13 protein-coding genes and 1 pseudogene are annotated in these 22,182 nt (G+C 39.4%); 7 read left to right on the forward strand and 7 right to left on the reverse strand.

Annotated features, from left to right (window positions below):
* Nucleotides 1–96 precede the first annotated feature (96 nt).
* The 4 genes and pseudogenes from ACFQZG_RS12035 to ACFQZG_RS12050 all read right to left on the reverse strand — a co-directional run.
* Complete coding sequence (locus ACFQZG_RS12035) at nt 97–1,473, reverse strand: DUF4236 domain-containing protein (protein ID WP_378152734.1); 1,377 nt, start codon at nt 1,471–1,473, stop codon at nt 97–99.
* 258 nt (nt 1,474–1,731) lie between these two features.
* Nucleotides 1,732–2,067 (reverse strand): MazG-like family protein, encoded by a 336-nt coding sequence (locus tag ACFQZG_RS12040; RefSeq protein ID WP_378152736.1) that lies wholly within the window; start codon nt 2,065–2,067, stop codon nt 1,732–1,734.
* A gap of 32 nt (nt 2,068–2,099) precedes the next feature.
* Nucleotides 2,100–2,486, reverse strand: a complete 387-nt coding sequence (mutT, locus tag ACFQZG_RS12045) for an 8-oxo-dGTP diphosphatase MutT (RefSeq protein WP_378152738.1) — start codon at nt 2,484–2,486, stop codon at nt 2,100–2,102.
* A gap of 12 nt (nt 2,487–2,498) precedes the next feature.
* Nucleotides 2,499–3,962: pseudogene (locus tag ACFQZG_RS12050) on the reverse strand (DUF3427 domain-containing protein); the annotation flags it as partial.
* 153 nt (nt 3,963–4,115) lie between these two features.
* Here ACFQZG_RS12050 and dndB point away from each other — a divergent pair.
* The 7 genes from dndB (at nt 4,116) to ACFQZG_RS12085 (ending at nt 12,812) form a co-directional block, all read left to right on the forward strand.
* The gene (gene dndB, locus ACFQZG_RS12055) at nt 4,116–5,207 is read left to right on the forward strand and encodes a DNA sulfur modification protein DndB (protein WP_378152740.1); all 1,092 of its coding nucleotides are present in this window, start codon (nt 4,116–4,118) and stop codon (nt 5,205–5,207) included.
* Nucleotides 5,200–6,690, forward strand: coding sequence for a DNA phosphorothioation system sulfurtransferase DndC (dndC, locus tag ACFQZG_RS12060; RefSeq protein WP_378152742.1), 1,491 nt, complete (start codon nt 5,200–5,202; stop codon nt 6,688–6,690). Before dndB ends, dndC begins: the two co-directional genes overlap by 8 nt.
* Before the next feature lie 15 nt (nt 6,691–6,705).
* The gene (gene dndD, locus ACFQZG_RS12065; protein ID WP_378152744.1) at nt 6,706–8,709 is read left to right on the forward strand and encodes a DNA sulfur modification protein DndD; all 2,004 of its coding nucleotides are present in this window, start codon (nt 6,706–6,708) and stop codon (nt 8,707–8,709) included.
* On the forward strand, nt 8,710–9,081 hold the full coding sequence (locus ACFQZG_RS12070; RefSeq protein ID WP_378152746.1) for a DndE family protein: 372 nt from the start codon (nt 8,710–8,712) through the stop codon (nt 9,079–9,081).
* A 14-nt stretch (nt 9,082–9,095) separates the two neighbouring features.
* Nucleotides 9,096–10,214, forward strand: a complete 1,119-nt coding sequence (locus ACFQZG_RS12075; protein ID WP_378152748.1) for a cysteine desulfurase family protein — start codon at nt 9,096–9,098, stop codon at nt 10,212–10,214.
* A gap of 221 nt (nt 10,215–10,435) precedes the next feature.
* Nucleotides 10,436–12,442, forward strand: a complete 2,007-nt coding sequence (gene dndD, locus ACFQZG_RS12080; RefSeq protein ID WP_378152750.1) for a DNA sulfur modification protein DndD — start codon at nt 10,436–10,438, stop codon at nt 12,440–12,442.
* Nucleotides 12,443–12,446: 4 nt separating this feature from the next.
* A complete protein-coding gene (locus tag ACFQZG_RS12085; protein ID WP_378152752.1) occupies nt 12,447–12,812 on the forward strand; it encodes a hypothetical protein in 366 nt (121 codons plus the stop codon).
* Between the two features lie 32 nt (nt 12,813–12,844).
* Here the strand turns inward: ACFQZG_RS12085 and dptH are convergent, their stop codons facing one another.
* From dptH to dptF, 3 genes are read right to left on the reverse strand one after another with little or no spacing between them, the layout of a single operon-like run.
* Nucleotides 12,845–18,337: a DNA phosphorothioation-dependent restriction protein DptH gene (gene dptH, locus ACFQZG_RS12090; RefSeq protein ID WP_378152754.1), complete on the reverse strand. Its 5,493-nt coding sequence runs from the start codon at nt 18,335–18,337 to the stop codon at nt 12,845–12,847.
* Nucleotides 18,318–19,688: a DNA phosphorothioation-dependent restriction protein DptG gene (gene dptG / locus ACFQZG_RS12095; RefSeq protein ID WP_378152756.1), complete on the reverse strand. Its 1,371-nt coding sequence runs from the start codon at nt 19,686–19,688 to the stop codon at nt 18,318–18,320. The genes dptH and dptG overlap by 20 nt, the downstream gene beginning before the upstream one ends.
* Nucleotides 19,685–21,970, reverse strand: a complete 2,286-nt coding sequence (gene dptF / locus ACFQZG_RS12100; RefSeq protein WP_378152758.1) for a DNA phosphorothioation-dependent restriction protein DptF — start codon at nt 21,968–21,970, stop codon at nt 19,685–19,687. Before dptF ends, dptG begins: the two co-directional genes overlap by 4 nt.
* Nucleotides 21,971–22,182: the final 212 nt, after the last annotated feature.

Raw genomic sequence — 22,182 nt, forward strand, 5'->3', positions numbered from 1 at the left:
ATAGAACGGAACCATTCTTTAATGACATAGCAGAAGGCCGCCATTCGGCAGCCTTCTGCTATGTCATTTCCGCTCCGCACGGTCTGGACTCTCTTCCTAATCATCCGATTCAGGCTGATTAACGATCTGACCGCGAAGGAGCGCCCATTCCTTACGGCTCAGCAAGATTTTTCTTGGCAGTTCGCCTTCATAGGGGCCGACCAACCCTTGCCCTTCCATCTGATCAATCATTCTCGCTGCTCTTGTATATCCGATCCGTAAGCTACGTTGTAAGCTCGACACGCTGGCTTGACGCCTATTAAGAACAACCTCAATAGCTTCGAAATACATTTCCCAGTCCATTTCATCGAGACTCACGATCAGTGAATATCTCGACAAATCCGCTTCTTTTTCGTCCTCTTCATCCAGCTTAACAAGCGAAGGAGCCATTTCTTGCAGAACTTGATTCTCTTCAAGTTGAACCTCGTGCGCGAAATTGCTCAAGCTATTTTGCAGTAAATAACCGGCTCTATAACGCGAGAACTGCAACACCACGTTCAATCCACTTGGACTTTGGAAACAAACCTCAGCGTACAGGACGATCGGTATTTTGCGATTATTGGAGAATCTTCGATCAGGTCCGCCTTTGGCATTTACGAACTTCCATGTATGATCGACCACACGAGCATCCGATGGAACATGACCTTCTTCGATGAATCTGGAGTCTCGGCAATAGACCTCCAAGTTGCTGTAGTCCACGGCGCCAACGCTTCGTCTCTGGAAGATCAACACTTGATCTGGGAAAAAATAAAGTTTTTGATCTCCCGCTTGTATCATCGGCACTTTGACGTTCGTTTTTATGTATCGAGGAGTTCCATACTTAACTTTCGTTGCTATTCTCTTAATGAATTGACTTGCGCCGGCATTTCTCTTCCAATCGGTGACTTTACTAGTCGCTTGTATGTGCCATTTCCTCTTTGCTGACATAATCTCATTCATAGAATCGTAAAACTCCTGAATGGATTGCTCCTTATCCCGGTCGATGTCATAGAACAGCAACGACGTTTTTCTCTTGTAATCGATAACGGCAAGAACCGGTACTAAAGTCACCAGTCCGATCGCCCAGACTGAAGAAATTGCGGATAAAGCCAAGAAACAGAATACACCGATAAGCCAGAAAGAGACTTTCTTCCGTTGCTTCGTTAGTTCATTAACAAGCTCTTCAGAGGATGAATCCACGATTCGTGCTGCATCAGCGCTTTCAATTTGAATATACTGCGGTTGCTCGGTTTCACGCTGGCGAGGTTGACTGGCCGTCTTCTTCGTAAGCATTGTCTTATAATACAAACCGCCGCGTCCCATATGGATATAACTACCGCGTGGACTAATGCCATAGCGGAATCCCTTAACGCCTACGGATACCCCTATCCCCGATTTTGAGAGATTAAACCGAACAGGACCAAAAGACACGGACTTTCTGATATAAAACCCCATGGTGATGCCTACCTTTCTAACGTATGTTCGACTTATTGATTGACCAAAAAATTCGCCGTAAAGTACCGCATTCCTTCAAAATCTTTCAATAATGCCGAAAGAAGGCCCAGGACTACGGTCCTGGGCCTAGTGGATAATAGATGGCACAAACCGTTAATCGTCGTCAGTGTTCAAAAATTACAACATAATCGCTGTACTTTCTTCGGTCACATAGATTGGTGCTTAGGTCAATTCATATATGATCCATGCAATACTCACCTATTCATCCAAATCTCTGTACTTTTCCGAATTACCTTTGGACTTCTCTACCGGATACTTCGCTGCGTTCTTGATGATTTTCTGCAAGATTGCGTCCTTCACATCGATATTCAAATCATGGACGAGCGTCAGTGTATAGATAAGAATATCCGCAATCTCGTCTCGCATATTCGAATAGTTCTGTTCAATCGCTTGCTCACTGTTCTTCCATTGGAACAACTCCAATAGCTCGCTCGATTCCAGTGAAATAGATAGAGCCAGATCTTTAGGATCGTGGAATTGCTTCCAGTTTCTCACGTCGCGAAAATGTATGATTCGTTCGATTAATTCTTCCATGTATGCCTCCGTCATGTATGATTCTCATACGATCACAAGCCCTTACCGAGCATATCAACGAACTTGATATCGGCTGGAGCGAACGCATACTCCTTCAGCTGGTTGCAACTGATCCAGCGAACCTCGTCATGATCGACCAGCTGTATCTCCCCGCCTAACCATTTCGCTCTATATGCCAACAGTTTTATGCATACAGTGTCGTATACATGATTGTTCTCTCCGAAGTAAGCGTAGGGTTCGATCTCGATCGCCATCTCTTCGCGCAACTCTCTCCTCAGACAATCTTCAACGGACTCGCCTGCTTCTATCTTACCGCCGGGGAACTCCCACAAGCCTCCCTGGGATTTACCCGGACTACGCCTAGCAATCAGGATTCGTCCTTGCTCATTCTCGATAATCGCTGCAGCTACTCGGATCATCTCTTACCTACCTTATACTATGACTTTGTTCGCAGCTGGGACAAGCGCCGGCGGCATCTCATTCTTCAAGCGCCACACGAAGCTCATCGGCTTATTTCCCTCATGCTTTACATATTCTGCTTCTCCGAGAAAAACGAACGGAGACGTAAAGTTATTTTCGTCTTTGTATTCGCGAACGAACAAGGCGATCCGATTGCCCCTCTGGCGATGGTGAATGTATCTCTGGGCTGTGTTCGACTCTTCGCTCGTACGACTCTGTGTCTGCCAATGAAACAGCCGTTCATTAATAGCGAAGTCCTCGTATAACGTGGACGGCGAGAAGTCTTTGTCAGACTTGTTCAAAGTAATGAAGAAGATATCCGTCTGCTTGTCTTCGAAATATTTGACGCCCTCCCGAAATGCAGGAGCCTTCTCTGCGTTCCAGTATCCGAATGCGGCTAATATTTGATCCATCGAATACTTACAATGGATGTCCAGCGGACATGGAAATGGGAAGCTATTCTCCATGTCGACAAAATCAATATGCGAGTCGTTATACTTCAAGATTTGAATCACTTCGTCACGGAACTCTGGACAAGCGAGAGCTGCCTGTACACCTTGATGTATACTATCGAACCCCTGTTTGACAGGTTCGGATCGGTAGAACGTATAGTACAACAAGTTCAGATTGAGAAGCTCCTCTTCCGAGGTTGGCAATTGACCGTCTTCTACATAAGAGATAAGGAACCGTAATAGGCGGCGTGAATTCAAGCCCAACAATGCGGGAATACGCTTGGTTAAATACTCTCCGTTCTCGAATTTGAATGGCGCAATCAATTCTGCTTCGGCCATTAAGCCATAGAACGATCGATTGCCTGTTCGGCCACCATATAATTCGTACAGACTAAATCCATGATACCCGACGAAATTTTCTAGCGTGAGCGGTAGCCCCGTATCCTCCTCAAAATATTTCATTTTTCCAATCAAGCTTCTACGATTAATCGTGGCTTGCTTCAAGCTCCTAAGGATATAAGCCTTCGACTGCTTCTCCAATTGAATGAAGCTGCCGCGCGGCAACGTCGAGAAGCCATTCTCTACATAGTGCTGGATCGAATGCTTCGTCTTGCCGATCAATGCTCGGAACTTGTCCGAGAAGTTGTAATCCTGATTAGCCTGCCCGATGAAGTCAAGGACAGTCAAGCATTCCTTGCCCTCTGCCAATCGCAATCCACGGCCGAGCTGTTGAAGGAACACCGTCAGACTCTCAGTAGGTCGCAAGAATAGTATCGTATTCACTTTAGGAATATCCACGCCTTCATTGTACAGATCGACGACGAAGATCATTCGAATCTCTCTGACTACGAGTCTATGTCGAGCATGCTCGCGATCCGAATCACTCGATTGCCCATGAAGAGCGATCGAGGGAATGCCAGACTCGTTGAACACTTTCGCCATGTAGATCGCATGCTCCACGCTTACGCAAGTTAATATCCCCTGGTGACAATCATCTATCAAATCAGACATTAAACTCCTTAATCCGATAAGCGCATGTCAATGTGCTTTCGACTAAAAGTAACGAAGAATAATTTGAATCAATCTAAAATCAATGTTATATTTATAATTATTACGTACGTAAAAAGGAGAGTTGTCATGAACTTTTCTTATAATTTCCCTGCTTTACGCGGTAAACAGGCAAATAAAGAATTTTATACTGTCATTTGTCCTTTACGCCTCATCCCAAAAATCTTCCTCTTTGATGAAGAAGAAATTCCCCCTGAGCACCGAGCTCAACGTTTAATGAATAAGAATAGAATTCCTGAGATTGCAAATTACATATTAGAAAATCCTAAAGAATATGTATTTTCTTCCTTAACCGCTTCCGTTGACGGTGAACTTACGTTTGTCCCCGTATCCGATGAGAATAAGGATATTGGCAATTTGACCGTCTCTCTTGACACCAAATTTGTAATAAACGATGGACAACACCGTCGCGCGGCGATTGAAGAAGCACTTAAGATCTCACCAGATCTAGGAAACGAATCGATATCCGTTGTTTTCTTCCACGACCGGGGATTAAAGCGCTCCCAGCAAATTTTTTCGGACTTGAATCGTCATGCGGTTAATACAACATCCAGCATCGGAATTCTCTATGATCATCGCGACCAGTTTGCCTTATTGACGAAAAATCTCATTAATAGTATCCCGTTATTTGAGAGGTATACAGATAAAGAAAAGGTATCCTTGTCCAAGAACTCGCCGAAATTATTCGCTCTTAATCATATCTTTAATTCGAATTGCAGACTGATAGGAAAGAAAAAAGGAGAGTTGCTTTCAGAACAGGAACGTTTATTTATCATGGAGTTTTGGAAAGTCTTAACCGACTCGATCCCTGAGTGGAAGCTAGTTTTAACTAAAGAGATATCCCCGCGTGAGTTAAGACAAACATGCATTGTTGCTCACGGAGTATTCTTAGAAGCAGTAGGAATTATTGGACATCATCTTTATTTAAACATGCCGACTAATTGGCAGGATTATATACGAGCATTCAGCAAAATCGATTGGAACAGAGATAATAAGACTGACTGGTTAGGTAGAGCCTATGGCCCAACGGGACGAATAAATAAAACCAACGAAACGATTCTTCTAACTGCAAATTTAATAAAAAGCAAATTGGGTCTCAATTTAACTTCAAGCGAACGCGAAATTGAGAAGAAATTCATGGAGGGAAATCACATTGCTTAATATCTTTCAAGAAGATACAAAGTTCACAGATACAAAAGAATTGATAAAGGATATCTATTTGGCCGATGAACGGCCCTGGGTTGTCGGATTTAGTGGAGGAAAAGATTCCACGGCAGTCGTACAAGCGATATTTAATGCACTCATGGACCTTCAGCCTGAACAATTAACGAAGAAAGTCTACATTATCTCATCTGATACATTGGTTGAGACACCGCTAATTATTAATAAAATAACGACTACTCTTGGAAAAATGCAAGATTCTGCAATCGAGCTCGGGCTCCCAATTGAAACTCATAAGATTCGTCCATCCATTGAGAAAACTTTCTGGGCATCGCTTATTGGCAAAGGATATCCCTCCCCTCGGCAAAAGTTTAGGTGGTGCACAGATCGTCTTAAAATCGAGCCCGCTAATCGATTTATTTTGGAGAAAGTTTCTCAATTCGGGGAAGTAATCATGGTGCTCGGCGTTAGAGATACCGAGAGTGCCTCACGTGCAAATGTTATGCAGCAGCATAGTATAGAAGGTAAAAATTTAATGCGTCACTCTACATTGCCCAATGCTTACGTATTTGCACCTATACGTAATTTCTCTACTGATGATGTTTGGGAATATTTACTCCAATCCGGCCTTTCTCCGTGGGGTGAGGACAATAACGAGCTACTTCGACTCTATCAAGATTCAAACAGCGAATGCCCCTTGGTAGTAGATAAAGAGATCAAGGAGTCTGCAGGTTCCTGCGGAAATAGTAGGTTTGGTTGTTGGACTTGCACTGTCGTGAGTGAGGATAAAGCACTAAGCGGATTTATTAATAATGGTGTCACCTGGCTGCAACCGCTGTATGAATTTCGAAACTTTTTATACCACATTCGAAATGACCGGAATGCACGTCAGAAACAAAGAATGAACGGCCAAGTATATTTACTCTCTCATATTGAAGGTATTGATCTAGATGCTGCTGAAAAAATTCATATCGACGATTTGGGTACTTACCTTGCGAATAACAACATTGATCTCGCCAACGCAGAAGACTTAAACCTACTAATTATTGATCATGATGGTGAATTGAAACAGCTTGGAGTCGGCCCCTTCACTCTAAAGGCCAGAGAAGAAATTCTTAGAAAGCTTCTTCAAGCTCAAAAAAAGGTGCAAGATCTCCATGATCCTAGTATTGAATTAATTACTATCGATGAACTAAAAGTCATACGACAATATTGGGAAGATGATTTAGACTGGGAAGACCGCATCCCTACCATCTATGAAGAAGAAACAGGTCTTCGATTGGACTGGGAAGAGAACGACCGGCCTGCTCTTGCAGAAGACCAAATTACTGACCTCGAGCGCTTATGCATGGAAGAAAACATCAGCCTGTCAGTAATAAAAAAATTGATTAGTATCGAAAAAAACTATTCCGGTTACAAAGTACGGCGAGGATTGCAAAAAGAGTTCGAAAAAACTTTAAAACAAGATTTTCTACATCTTTAAATAGGAGCTTGCCAGATGAAACTTCAAAGTATTATGCTCCGAAATATTGGCGCTTATTACGGTAGCAATATAAACAAAATCGACTTTACCACTTCTTCAAATCAGAACGTCATTCTCATCGGTGGCAAGAACGGAGCGGGCAAAACAACCTTGCTGGAATCCATCAAAGTTGTTTTATTCGGTTGTATTGCCTATGGTTTTATGAGTGAGAGCGAAGCATACTATACTAGAATTCAGTCCCTTTTTAATCGCAAAGCGTTTAGGGAAAAAGAAAGCCTTTATCAAATCATTCTGTCCTTCGAAAGCATAGAGAACTTTCTTCCTGTCCAATATGTTCTAAATCGAAGTTGGAACGTAAAAGGTGAAAAGACAAAAGAAGAATTTAGCGTTACACGTGATGGCCGGTTGTTGGACTCCCGCGATACGGATAACTTCCAAAACCGGATTCGAGAAGAAATTCCACCTCGCCTCTTTGAACTTTGCCTATTCGATGGAGAAGAAATTTCACGTATTATTTCTGACGGTCAGCTATCTGATTATTTGAGTGAAGCAGCTCACATCCTATTTAATCTGGATCTCTTTATCAATCTCGATAAAGATTTAGCCCATTATATCAATTCCCGTGATGGAAGTTCTCATTTGCAAATAGATACGACTCAAAGAGACAAACTAAAAGTGGAAATATCGGAAATGCAAATCGAACTTATTAAACAAAGCTCGAATATTTCTAGTCTTCATCTAGAGATTAATAACAAACGAGAACTTCTATCTATAAAAAAACACGATTTTGAAAGACACGGCGGTATTCAGAAAGATATCCGAGACAAAATGATAGCCGAAATTAATGGGTTAGAGAACATTCGCAAAAAGAACAGTGATCAAATTAAAGGATTTCTTAATGATCTTCTTCCACTCTATCTTGTACGAAATCTGATTCAAGAAACAAGTAATCAAATGAATGTTGAAGAAAGTAACCAGACTTATGAGCAGGTCGAAAAAGTCTTGAATAGCGACTCTACAAAGCAAATCATTACATCGCTTTTGAATGAGTTTAATATCCAAATCGATTCAAATACTGCACTTCAGGATCTATTGAATAAAAAGATACTTTCTATGTTTGAACCAAAAAATAATCTGGTTATTCATAGAGCCTCATTCGCACAAAAAACCGAGGTCAGCTCGCTTCAACATTCCTTGGATAGAATTAGCAGCTACTCTTTTATTAGTCTTTTCGATGAAAACAATGACCTTCTCGAGCGCATACAAGTCCTAAAACGGAAATTAGATACTAATGACAATTCAAGCGAGTTTAAAGTGCTCCTCAATGAGATAGAAGAACTTTCAATGACTATTGAGCAAACACGACATACGATTGAACAAAAACAACAAGAAGAACATGCATTGAGCGAGCAGATAAATGCAGCTCTTTCTGAGCTTGAATTAGAAAACGAAAAGCTGTCGCAATTGCGCAGAGCGGCTACTTCATTCATCCTAGCTGAGAAAATCACACAAGTTAGCCAAAAATTCCAAACTATTCAACTTCGAAAAAAGCTAGATCAAGTTCAAACCGAAGCCATTCGAATGGTTCATAGGTTATTTCGGAAAAAAGATTACATCACTCGCATCTATATATCACACGAAGATTTTGAGATCAGATTATTCCACCAGCAAGAACCGATGATTATTCAACGATTATCCGCTGGCGAAAAAGAAATGCTCATGTTATCGATTATTTGGGCGATGTTCAAGACGACGGGCTGGAGACTTCCATTAGTATTTGATACTTTACTGGGCAGGCTTGACCAGGATCACAAGAGGGAATTAATTCAGTATTTTCTCCCGAATTGTGGCGAGCAAGTCATCGTATTATCAACCGATTCCGAAATTACTTCAGTGCAATTCAAAGACTTACAAGATTGTCTTTCACGAAGTTATACTTTGGAATTTAATGTAGCGTCCGAGTCAATTGATATTCTTCCCGATCAATATTTTGATATTTATAATTTGGAGATGGTTTGATTGAATTTTAACCTGCGTACATCCAAATATACTGCAGAAAGTTTGAAGCAACTCCACTCTGCTACTAATATTACGCCGAATATACTTATTAGATACGCTGTCTCTTTATCGCTACGCAATTCCGAGGATGTAAATGCATCCTCTAAAGAACATTCAGATGGGCTTACATTACATCGATCTGTTGTCACCGGGAGTTATGACTATATTTTCTTCTCACTAATCGCACAACACTGCAAGAGAGAAATCACCGATTCCGAGTATTTCCCCAAATTATTCGCCGCTCACCTAGAAAGAGGAATCCGCACTCTTATAGGGGAGTACAAATCAGCGGGTAACAGCGAACGTTTCTTTAAAGCCCTTATGTGCATGTAAGGAGGTAAACTGCCATGATTTATATGGACAATAGCGCAACGACACGAATTCATCCAGAAGTCTTGGACGCTATGTTGCCATACCTGCAAGAAGAATACGGTAATCCTTCCGGCAAATATTATTCTCTTGCTTCAAATGCGAAATTTGCAGTTGATAATGCGAGGCAACATATTGCAAATCTGCTGGATTGCCAGACAGACGAAGTCATCTTCACGAGCGGAGCAACGGAAAGCAATAATATGATAATTAAAGGCGCCATCGATCAATTCGGCCAGTCTGGCAGTACGATCGTGACCTCCTCTGTAGAGCATCCTTCAGTTTTAGAAACTTGCAACTATCTTGAAGGCAAAGGAGCAAAAATAACTAAACTCACAGTTGATGCTTACGGTCGAGTAAAGCTTGATGACGTTAGACAGGCAATTGCTCTTAAACCTACATTGCTCAGTTTAATTTGGGGAAATAATGAAGTGGGCAGTCTGAATGCGATTACTGAGATTGCCGAGCTTTGTCATGAACACGGCGTACTGTTTCACACGGATGCAACCCAGGTCGTCGGCAAAATTCAGTTTACATTAAGGTCGTTACGCGGTATCCGTTTCTTATCATTGTCCGGGCACAAGTTTCACGGACCAAAAGGAATTGGCGTCGCTTACATCAAGAAGCAGACAAATGAACTTTACACTCGACTTACTCCTTTATTGCATGGTGGCGGACAGGAGAACAATTACAGGAGTGGTTCACTGGCTGTTCATAATATCGTGGGGATCGGCAAAGCCGCAGAGATTGCATTGAAAGAACAAAAATTGAATGAACTTTATCTACAACAACTCGAACTTGAACTCACGGATCTGCTCGTACAAAAGTTCGGAGAAAAGATTAAATTCAATAACGATCGCGAAAATAAAATCCCCGGATTAATGAGCATTCAATTTATCGGCCTTAACAATGAATTGCTGATAAAGAAGATCGCCCCCTATCTCGCCGTTTCATCTGGTTCTGCATGCAGCTCCAGTAAACCAAGCCATGTTCTTGATGCAATGGGATTAACGCTAGCTGAAATTAGACAGACCATAAGAATCTCTTTATCCTCTTTAAATTTGTCTGAAGATCTTGCTTTTTTTAAAAATCTATAATCGGAGTGATCCCATTTGGATCTTTCACTAAAAGAACAAGAAAGTTTACTTTTAAGGAAGCTATGTTCTCAGAATGGAATTTCTACCGAGCTTGTTCAAAAGTTATTGGCTTCAGCCGAAGAAAACAACTATACTAACAAATCCAATACGGAGAGACGTACGGATTATATAAACTTAATTAGTTTTTATTCAAAATAATAATAGGAACTGAGGCGAAAGAGTTGATTCTCAAAAAGTTGATCTTAGATAATTACAAAACCTACTACGGTCACCAAGAGTTAAATCTTTACATCCCTCCTCAAGTTCGCAAAGAAAAAAATAAAAATATTATCTTAGTCGGCGGTCTTAACGGCGCAGGCAAAACAACTATTCTAAAGGCCGTTCATTATGCACTGTTCGGCAAACGTGCGATGCGCGAGGAAGAATACCGTAGAATATTTTCGAACGTAATCAATAATCACTTTTTTGACGAAGGCGGACGCGAGTGTTATATCACGCTAATTATCGAAAACGATAATTTAGAAGAATGGGAACTAAAGGTTAAGTGGATTTTCGACCATAATAAAAGAGTCGTAAACGAGACAAGAGAAATCACCATTCGAAAACCAGGCGTAAGTATTGGCAAACATAATGTTATTAGTAATATTGATACTTTCAATCGCTTTATAGATCGGAAAATCCCCTATCATGCCGCACCATTTTTCATTTTTGACGGAGAAGAAATAAAAGAAACGATCTTAAGACAAAATAGTGAAGAAATTAAAACCGCAATTCAAAAACTTAGCGGGCTTGAAACTTATAAAGTGTTGTTAGAAGACTTAATCGATACAAAAAGCTACCTTGAACGAAAACTATTAAGTTCACAAGGCACTTCAAAATCATCCAACTATCAGCAAGAACTTATCCGAGTAAGCGCCGAAATCGACGAAATTAATCAAAAAATAAAAGTAGTCAACCAAAGAAAATCCGAATTAGAGGAACAAATTCAACAAAACAAACAACTGCGAAATGAAAAAATTCAGGTTAATTCTAAATCAAGAGAAAGCATTCTCAAAAAGCTTACAACCAGCGAAGTAACTCTAAACCAGGCCAACGAAGAGTTCAATAATAAATTTAAAGATGCGGCATTCCTGCATATTTTAGCAGAGCCGATTCGAAAACTGAAAGAACGAATCAAATTAGAAGAAAAGGAAATAGAACGTCGTCACTCATTAAGTAGTACATATCAGCCTTACAAGGAATTCTTGCAGAAATTGCTTATTCATCAAACTGAACCTCCTTTGACCGAGGCCCAAAAAGAACAGATGACATCTAAAGGAGAATCCATTTGGAAAGCGAGTTCGAAAGATTCTAACGAGACAGAATTCCTCATTCTTCACGACCTAAATAAGAGCCAATCTTTGAAGCTGCAAAGCATTAATGTAATGCCCTTAACGGAACTTGGTTCCCTTCATCAAAAAATCGCCAGACTACAATCGGATATCAATCAATTCGAAGAAGAGATCAGAAGCGCACCAGAGTCCGTCGATATCGAAAAAGAAAACAATCAAATCGACAATCTGACAAAAATGTTAGGTGAAGTCGAAATGCGAATTCGAAGTTTTAGAAACAAAAGCAACAGCTTGCGAGAAGATAAAATCAAATATGAAAACTTATTGTCTCGCTCGGTTGCAAGCGACACCAATACTGATGAAATACAAGCGCAGATTCAACAAGTGGATTCAGTAATTACATTCGTTAAACAGTACATCAGTGAAGTAACGTCGCTCAAAGCGAACTTTATTCAAAGCGAGTTCAAAAAAATGTTGTCGGAGTTGATCAGAAAACAAGACGAGTTCGGAAGAATCGACTTCGATATCAATAGTTATACTGTACGCTTATATAACGATCGTGGACAGGAAATAAGCATTCAGGATCGATCCGCAGGGGAAATGCAGATTATCTCGTCAGCGTTGATTTGGGCGCTTACAAAGTCCAGCAAATTCTCACTGCCCATGTTGATCGACACACCGTTAGGTAGATTGGATAGTTACCATCGCAACCACCTGATTAATAAATACTATAAAGAGCTCAGCGATCAAGTTATTATTTTATCTACGGATACCGAGATCACTCAAGAATACATTGATACCATTACTCAAAACTCCTACAAGCAGTTCGTACTTGAATATAACGAGAAACTCAAATATTCGATAATTCGCGATGGATATTTCGAGTTAAAGAGGTGAGAATATGTCTTCTAAAAGAATGATCCTAAGTGCCAGAGGCAAAAAGATACTTGACGATTTTGTTGGATACTTATCATTAACTCGTCCTCAGGTATTGAAATTGGCATTCGCGAAGGGTTATACGAATGTTAACTACGCTACAATACCCACTGATAGCATGGAAAAGGGATGGGAAATCCCCGATGTCTTTAGTGAGGACGATCTCTTGCTTTTCAAACACCTCATTATCAATAAATTGGAACGCGAACTAGACTCATCCGAGATGGTGCAAGAGTTACTGCGGTGCCTAGAAATTGGTTTATATATTTTTGACCAACTCTATAATGAGCGGAACTCACTCGATGATTTAAAAATGCTGATTATAAGATAAAAATCCTGGGGCTTAGAGTGCCCCAGGATTGATTAAATGCGCTCATTTAAAGATGTAATGTCAACAGTAATTACAGATTGCGACGATAATTCTTTTCTTTCCGTTAGCATCGGTCCATGGACTAAACATTGTCCCTTCTTTAGGTTAGAAATTCTTGTTTCGATTCTCTTTCTTTCTGCATTATCGCTTGATAAGTTAGAAGCGATGTATGAGAGTTCCTGCTCCGGTTGAGCGAAATAAATCTTCTGAGAAGCATTTTGAAGCCTTGCTAACTCATCGCTACCCAATTGCGACTTAAGGAACTGTGTTGCGTACCATCCAGACCAACCGAATTTTCTACCTTCTGTTAGTATTTTAGATGACGGCGACTGTTCAGTATGATCCAAGTTCTGGGCTTCATCTAAGACAATCGGAATAGGCTGCGATTTGTTGCCTGTCCTTAACGTAAAGTTCCACAGATCCCAAAGAATAAATTCCGTGATAATCAATTGAATATCTCGAGGGTAGCCGGTCAATTGAATCACGTACACGCACCCTCGATCGGAAAGAATGTTATCCCACGCCATTGCAGAGTCTTGAGAGAAAACTTGCCTATCGATGAACGGTCGGATTTGTGACAAGGCCGTCTTGGCGTAATTGCTTCCGTCTTCCTCAAGGCAATTCCGCAAATGGTCAAGATTCATCTCCCTGTCGTACTTCTGCATGCCCCTGAGCGCTGCATCATAGATCGCATTTTGCTGTTGAATTCCCAACGACCTATATACGCTTGAAAACACGCTTTTCACACGTTCGGCCACATCAGTGTCCGATTCCGGCAACGTTAAGCCGCCTATATCGCGAACGTTTCGCCTAAATGGGTTGATTGGGAACTTTTCCGTGAATACAATTCTCTGATTCAACTTATTCCCTAGATAGTTAACAAACTCTGGCTCCAGTTGAGTTGGCAGGAATCCCTCGGTGTAGTCCACTACTATGCTGGATACTTGTTGTTTAGACAGTTCCAATAATAAGCATTGCATAAAGTAAGTTTTCCCTTGGCCAGATTTGCCGGAAATCAACAAATGTCTATTGGCTAATCCTTGATTACCGTACTCCCAATAGATTTTCTTATTGCTGTTCTCCGCTTTGCCGATTAGGACGCGAATGTCTTCAATCTTTTTAGTTGCCTCTGCAGTAAACACTCTTGCATTTGTTGCCATTACGTTGGGCGCTTCCACGAGTTGTATCGTTTCTTCCTCTAATTCTTCTTCCGACTTTTCTACCGACAACTTTTTTTCTTTTTGCAGTTCTTCTTGCGGTTCTTCTTGCGGTTCATTTTGCAGTTCATCTTGTGGTTCTACTTGCGGTTCATCTTGTGGTTCTACTTGCGGTTCATCTTGTGGTTCTACTTGCGGTTCATCTTGAGGTTCTACTTGCGGTTCATCTTGTGGTTCTACTTTCGGTTCATTATGTGATTCATCTTGTGGTTCTACTTGCGGTTCTACTTGCGGTTCTTCACTTGCATACTTTACAGAATAAGTACCTTTTTGATCATCCGTCCGTTCGATCTGAGCAATTGGATTGACGGTGGGTATAGATTCCTCAGCTCCATCCGTCAAGCAGTCGGAATAATTTTCATCAACTAAGTAGGTGTGAGACAGCATTTTCTCTCTAATCAAATCGTTGGGTTGCACTTGAATCCACTTGTACATCTCTTCCATTGATTTAACTAGACCGTTATATCCATCATGCTCTGGAAGATTAACAAAGGTAATTCCGTCAGTAAACTCAGATTCACGAATAAAGGCGTTTTTCTGAAATGATAATACCGCACCATCACCAAGATAATTATCTGTTTTAAAGGAGATAATCATTTCGTTACTCAATAGTTTGCCTATAATCGTCTCGCTAATTTGATAATCCTTTTGTAACCAGAACTGGCTATAGTTCAGCTTTGCAGCATTAACAAGGTAAAGTTGAGCAAAGAAATAGCGATAGAATTTTGAAGTAAACGGTTTGGCTTGATTGCATAACGCTTCTTTAAATAACTTTTTCGTTTTCGAAACTTGCACTTTGGCTTTTTCAAGAACCGGTTTCATGTTAACACCGATTTTCACTTCGATCGGGAAGAAGTGAACCAATAGTTTTTTATGATCTGTCTCCTCGATTCCCATCAACAATAAATCGTCACTGTGCGAACCATTAAACCCCAAATTCTTCGCAGTGAAAATGCCGTCTGTACGATTTAAACTCACGCTCCCAGTAACTCTAAGAATTTCCTCCAGTGAAATCGGGACCCATTTAATTTTCGGGTGGTCAAAATAAGCCAAAGCAAATTTGATCGCGGAGAGAATGCTCAGTTTCTCGCGAGAAAAATGTCCCTTGCTGCCGACGATTCTGAGAAGCCACTCCCCGTTAAACGTATTAAAAGCCTTAATCGTTTGAATAGCAGCTTCATTGTTATCCTGAACACCTTTCTCTTTTAGGAACTCCTTAATGACAGAGTAATATTGCTCGGACTTATTCGTCACCGTAATCGCGTCGTATTTGTTGGAAGAAGAATATTGATCATTATAGTGAATCACAACCAGGTTTTCATTTAAACTATTGAAGTACTCCAGATCAAGGTTTGAATCAATGAAGGTAACCCAATGGGAAGCTGAAAAAATGGTGTTTAGGTAAGCCTCTTCAGCTGCTGTCGTCCGAGAGAAGATCGCCTCACCTTTGTGGTAGGAATCGTTTCCTTCATTTTTCAAGTTCGCTGCCAATTCGTTAACTGAGATCGCTACCTTCAGCAATAATTCGTTCTCAGGATGATTGTAGTTCTTCAGACCAAATCCGCTCTTGTAGTTCTCTTTTCCTTTCATGGAAGGGACGGATGAGTAAAGCCCTTGTAGTGCCAGTCCCGTGTTCATATCTTTCATTGGCTGAATGGCATACTTCTCTTGCAGATTCATTCTGTAATATGAAATGTGTGCATAATCAAATTCGTTAATCGACTTTTTCTTATAGAAAACCAATGACCGGTGAATCATGCGTAAAATGTCGGTTGGGTTCAGATCGTTAATATTGTCAATTTTTAGTCCGAATTGCTTTTCGAACTCTTCTATGTCATTGGTTTTGCTAAGTTGATCGAATGCGCTGATATAGTTTGAATCCCTATAAATCGTGATTTCAATCGGCAAAATGTCCTTTTTTTCTTTTTTCTTAAGCTGGTGGAGCATCCAAGACAAAATCCCTCGAACAACCTCATGATCGTTTTCAATGTTAATGACATTGATTTTAAGGGGCGATTTGCTTCTCGCAGTAAATAAATAAGCGAAATGCTCTTCGAACTGTAAAAGCTTGTCTTGAATAATTTTAGCTAAGTACTTGTTAGCATCTGCTACACTTACCTTCTGTACCGGCCTAAACGTAATCCATTCTGCTGCGATCGCTTGTTCATCAGATTTATATAATTGATCATGCTTTGAACTAACATAGATATACGGAACTAAACTTTCCGGTCTCAAGCGGGTCAGGACAGCATTTTCTACCTGCTCGGTTTGCAGAGAATTGGTTAATTCTAGCTGATAGGCTATGTTTAAGGGGTGAAATGGACTAAATAAGATTTCATCTTGTATACTTAGTACACCAAGTTTAAACAAATCGATTCCTTTTCGCCCTGCAGCAACACCATCCGTGAAACTTTCAATCTCTCTGATATAGGAATCTAAATACTCTAACGCATGCTTCTTTAACGTTTCATCATAATATGTAAGGCTAGGAACATTAGATGCAATCTTAAATCGATTAATAAAACGGTTGTAAGCTTCTCGAAGCTCGACGCTAAGATGTATTTCTTCTTTAATTATCTCCCCAGAATCGATCCTCGCTGACATCAGCCCATCTTCTATCCACTTTTGTTCCCAATCCAAATAAATAATAAATTCATGACTAGCGTAGTACTCTCTATTACCAATAATCAGCTTACTTTTGTTTCCCCTCTGGAACGAGCGTCCCTCTTCGCGCTTAAGTCTCCAAATTCGAAATGCATTAATCGGAACGACTTCAGGCAATTCGTTCCTAAAGATGATTGGTACGTTCAGCTGATATTTCTCGTATATCAAATTTACTTTCAATTCGTTTTCATCATTGAAGGCATCACTTTGAAATACTAATTTATATCTTTGCTCATTAAGGATAATTATTGATTTATCCATTTCAGTAATTTCGACGATATCTTCAGTAAAACTTCCATCGCCGATGGTTTTAATATCACTTTCCAAGTTAGAGAAGATGCAACATTTTCCTGAGTCTATACTAAAGTTCGTTTCGAAATCAATAAAATCCTCACGATTCATTGGTAGAACAACGATATTTAATTCGCATCCAAGAGAGACTTTCTGGTCATGTTTATATGAAATCTTTGTAAATGTGGGCGAGAAGTTTTGTGTTTGAATATTAATCGATAAATTTACTTTTCCAGCCTGACATTTGACTAGGGATTTTGATTTTTTATCAATGGATATGAACATATTGCTTAATGACTTAACTTCTCCTTCCAACAAGAAATTAGCAATGATTTGCACTTCTTCTAGGTGCTCTGGATTAAACACGATAATATGTCTTTTTCGTTTTCCTGCTTTCGTATCTTTTAATGATCTCTCCCAAAAGTTTAATTTTTTATGAATTCGAATTTCAGAAAGTTCAACTGTCGCGCCTTCAACTTTAGCGTCTTCAAAACCTTTTAGGACGTCCGTGAACTCCGTTTTCATCCATTTGTTTTCATCGGCTAAGTCTCTGGCGTATCTTAATGCGATTTTTCTTTCTAAAAGCCCTTCATCAAAGTTTGTTGCATGAACTTTCTGAACATAATCAAACAGCTCACGATTTAATTCTAATCTGCTCTTTATTTGCCCGACACTATAAGTGTGTAATTCTGAATCATGAAACAATCCGAAATGTTCATAGTCTCCTTGATTGATTACTCCTTTAGAGATTGCGGAGAAAATCTCTTCAAAGTCAAAAAAAGTGACTTGCTGAAAAGATAAATCTTCTAAAATTTGTCCCATTCGATAATCCAGAATAATACGATCTACATTAGCCAGAGCATTATTTTGGATTTCTGCCTGCAGTTTCTTTACAAAAGCACTGGGATGCAAAGGCATGCCTTCTTTTTGTAAATCGCTGCTTCCACCGGAAATTGAGTCAAGCTGTCTGGAAACTATGCTGAATAGTGCCGTATCTTTCCATACACCCTTTTGTTCTCCGACCTGATTGCGCAATGTCACAAGAAAGTCCGGGTTCACTTCGACAGATGTATTTGCGATTACTAATCTGACTCCTGATACATCAAAGGAAAAAGTATTATAGACATTCCCTTGTTCATGCGAATAAGAAAAATCCAAATGCTCATGTTCGGAGAACGATGCCATAATTTGATGAACATCTTCATCTCGTTCAACTTGAAGATAATATCGGTTTCCCGCTTGAAGATTCGTATTCGAATCAAGGAAGAAATCCAATAATAAATTCGTAATATACTTATAAAATTGGTTTGACATATTGTGCATCCCCGCTATCGCTCTTTTTATCAATGAAATTAAGACTATCGAGCAATTCGACTACGATTTTCTTTGAAATCCGATCCAACTCAATTCCTCTTTTTGAAAATTCTAGAAATAACTGATTGAGCGGGATTCGGTTATCCTTTATGCACACGCTGGTGAGTAATAGCAGCATTTCTTTAGTTAAGTTCAATGTGGCACCTGATCGTCCTCTTACTTTTATGAACTCCGCACCGCCTAAGTCATCAATATAAGCTCCATATTTCTTTGCTGCATCTACAGCAATACCTTCAGAATTACTTTGGAACAAGATATTTATTCCTTCTTCGATCGATTGCGGAATCGGTTTGTCTGTCACTCTGTGCTCGAAGTTGGACTGGTAATGAACAATCCAATCTTGCAAACTTGCTAGATATTCGGCTTGATCTTCCGGTTGTATAATGTCAAAAAGTTTAGTCAGCTCTGTATAGTGCAGAAATTTATATTGATTATCTACTTTATTTGCTTCGAATAAGCTAAGCTGCGCCAAAGTATTCAAATGAACGAACAATAATTTCTGGCTGTCTTTAATACGTTTAAAAGCATATATTCCATCCTTAGCGTTTCTTCTCTTCCCAACAGATTCCCAATCGAGAGCAAAATACAAGGGGGTCAGTTTTTCGAAGTCAGATTTCTCTTCAAATTTCACCAAGGTCTGACATGTGTACATAAAAACATAAAATCTAGTTAGAAGAGAGAATGAATTTAGAAAGTATTCCTTATGCCTGCTTAAATACAAGAGATCCTCGCAATAAAGCCCTCCAAGTGATGGGAATAAAGTTTGATATTCCAATAAATTAATATTATTTGAATTTATTTTTAATTTGGCTAGTACAAGCTCATCTAGAATATTATCTGATGTTGTGTTTAGAAAAAGGTCTTGAACCGATTTGTTGTCACCCACCAAAACATCTGCGATAAACTTTGAAATTTTCTCATATATTTCTTTATCAGGTGACTTTGAAAAATTAAATAAGTAAGGATGCGTTATGATGATATCGTCCGAATCTCCATACAAATAATCTTTAAAAAACCTTTCAACCTCTTGATCTAATGAAGATTCAAATTGAACTTCTTTCTTTAGAGCCTTAATCTTAGGATCGTCATCACCTTCGATAGTGTTCTTTGAAATTGATTCTAATCTTGTATTGCAGATGTTTCGTACAATTTGACCTGTTATCTTGTAATAATTATGACGAAGTTCTTTAAATGCATGCGTAGAAAATGGAAGAATACTATTCACATCTTTTGTTCGGTGCGCACTCTTATTCAAACGATCGAGCTCTGCAACTTCTAAAGCGTAACTCAATTTGCACCCTCCTTTTCAAACAAATATCCTTGAAACTCGTCTTTTGATAGGAAAAAGATTTTGTTCTCACTCTCTAAGTGAATGAGCAGCTTTTTATTTTTCATACCAATCCCCATCAGCTTCTCAATAAACTCGATGAACTTAATAGAGTCTTCCTGGTCTTGTTTATTGGGCACATATCCATTATTTATTTGTGATAATAACCTGTAAAGTTGGAAATCAATCTCCAGGTTTGCCGTGCCGTTGTTCGTCCCCAACTCATATGAAACAATCATTTTATCGCTGAAGTTTTCAAGCAAGGCACCTTTTTCTTTTGGAAGGTGCACTAATGATGGTCTAAAGTTTAACTCCTGAGCGAGTCTGAATTTCGTTTGATCATTGGAGAGATAAATATAATCCTTACGAGGCGAGCCTTTCCAATCAAAAACCGCATCTTTTACACTTTGATATAATCCCTTAATAATCTGCATGTTTGAGGTGTTATACCCATAGAGCCGGTAGATATACGAATTGTATATTGGATCACCTACTGAATTGCTGAATTCCTGATTGGATAAATACGCAGTCAATACGACCGCCTCCGCGAATATAAGAAACGGCTCATGGGCAAGTTCTTTATCTTTCATGAGCACAGATAACAATTCCAATCCTCTTGCATTAGTCACATGGTTGGTTACAACGTCTTCGTTATCTTCCAACATATTAAGCTCGATAATTAATTGATCAACTTGACGCAGACGTTGAGTCGTATATGGGTTAAGCATGGCCATGTGCCGTAATATAAAAGAACGATCGGGACGATTAAACAACAACATCGGAACTGATGAGTTAATTTTCTCGAATTCGTTAAGCATTCTATAGGTATTGAGGTTATCAATAACTAAAACATCTACGAGAAAGTTTAAAAACGAACGTGCAGAAATTACGAGTTTGAATTTAATCATGCATTCAATGACCAAATTAACGACGGTTTGTTGAACCTGTTGATCCCTCATGAACTCATAATTAAAATGAGTAGCCGTGTAATTTCCATTTTTTAAATCTTCTTGATAAGCTAAATGGAAAGGATTTTCCGCTTGTTCTCCGAATACTTTTGTAACTAAACCCGAAAAAAATTCCGATTGCGTTCCATTAACGGAGAGTTCATAAGATTGATAGTCTCCAATACAAATCAAATCGAAATTATCTGCGGATAGACGTTGAATCTTCCTTTGGGAAAATAATTCACTATTGTAGACGAACTGTCTCAAGCTTGAGAACTGATTATCCTCGTCAGCTTGAATGAAATTATGGAGCACACCCAGGTTGATTGCCAACAACGTCTTTTTACCGGATTGGGAAATTCGGTCGTCCGAGAAGTCCTTAAGAGATAACTTCAAAGTGTCTAAAGCATTCATGTTTGGAGAATAACTCTCCGTCGCATCATTAATAATTGAATAATGTTGTAGTAGTTCAGAATGATGCGATTGGATATACGCCAACAAGTGGGATTTGCCGTCACCAACGCTTCCGCAAATTAGAACAAGATTTGAATTGGTATTATTTTGTTTGTTTTTTAGCAATTCAACGAAGTCTCTCTGTACTTTTCTTTCCACGTGTAGGTATTCTTTAAATGCAGTAAACGCATTTGCACTTTCAATGGCTTCTTTAGAAGAATCCTGTAGTCGCTTTAATTCACGCAGTAAGTAGCTCTCGCCATTATTTAAATCCAATTGGATCGGTAATGCATGAATATCTATATTTCTATCCTCATTTTGTGGTTCAATTAATTGCTTTATACTTCCCTTATTCGAATGATCACCTAACAATTTCTCTACATATTCTTTAAGATCTGATTTTAAATTATCCAAATCAATTTGAGGTTTAGGAAAATGGTAATCTGGTATTTCATTTTGCGAGGACGTTGAATATATTTCATAAAACCATTTAGCCAATTCATACATAAGTTTATGTGCTTTGATCGGACCTTCTAAATCCGATACAGCCTCATGAGCCCCTTTATTGCCAAGGGTTCTTAAACTATGCATTGCAAACTGAACTGGAGGCGTTAAATATCCATTGCTAGACAAATAACCGATTCGATCGAACAATGATTTATACAATTGTTCTTGATCCTTGAGTTCTTCGATTTTAAAAATCTCTTTTATGATCTCCTCAAGAAAGTTTCTTGCTTTCACTAAGGCAGCACCAGGTTCTTGGAATAAGATCTGTTCCATTCCTTGAGCATGATTGGCTCCTTTCGGAGAAAGCTCACCAATAAATTGAAGATATTTTCCGTTCAAGAATACTCCTCCATTGGTAGAATATATATATTCGTTAATGTTTTTTGATAAATCGAAGACCCCTTAACTAGTATGTCGCATAGCCTCTCTAATGGGAAGATAAATGGTCCTGAAAAAAAGAATATTCTCGGCTGCTCATTTTTCCTACACATTAATACGGGCAATAATCGCTTCTTTATAGGATCTAAATTATTCATAATTTTATTAGTTTC

Origin of the sequence: Cohnella sp. GCM10027633 (assembly GCF_042675445.1) — a bacterium.
GTDB lineage: Bacteria > Bacillota > Bacilli > Paenibacillales > Paenibacillaceae > Cohnella.

Coding starts and splice junctions, on each gene's coding strand:
- ACFQZG_RS12040 (WP_378152736.1), bottom strand. CDS start 2,067: ATGGAAGAATTAATCGAACGAATCATACATTTTCGCGACGTGAGAAAC.
- dptH (WP_378152754.1), bottom strand. CDS start 18,337: ATGTCAAACCAATTTTATAAGTATATTACGAATTTATTATTGGATTTC.
- ACFQZG_RS12085 (WP_378152752.1), top strand. CDS start 12,447: ATGTCTTCTAAAAGAATGATCCTAAGTGCCAGAGGCAAAAAGATACTT.
- dndB (WP_378152740.1), top strand. CDS start 4,116: ATGAACTTTTCTTATAATTTCCCTGCTTTACGCGGTAAACAGGCAAAT.
- mutT (WP_378152738.1), bottom strand. CDS start 2,486: ATGATCCGAGTAGCTGCAGCGATTATCGAGAATGAGCAAGGACGAATC.
- dndD (WP_378152744.1), top strand. CDS start 6,706: ATGAAACTTCAAAGTATTATGCTCCGAAATATTGGCGCTTATTACGGT.
- ACFQZG_RS12075 (WP_378152748.1), top strand. CDS start 9,096: ATGATTTATATGGACAATAGCGCAACGACACGAATTCATCCAGAAGTC.
- ACFQZG_RS12035 (WP_378152734.1), bottom strand. CDS start 1,473: ATGGGGTTTTATATCAGAAAGTCCGTGTCTTTTGGTCCTGTTCGGTTT.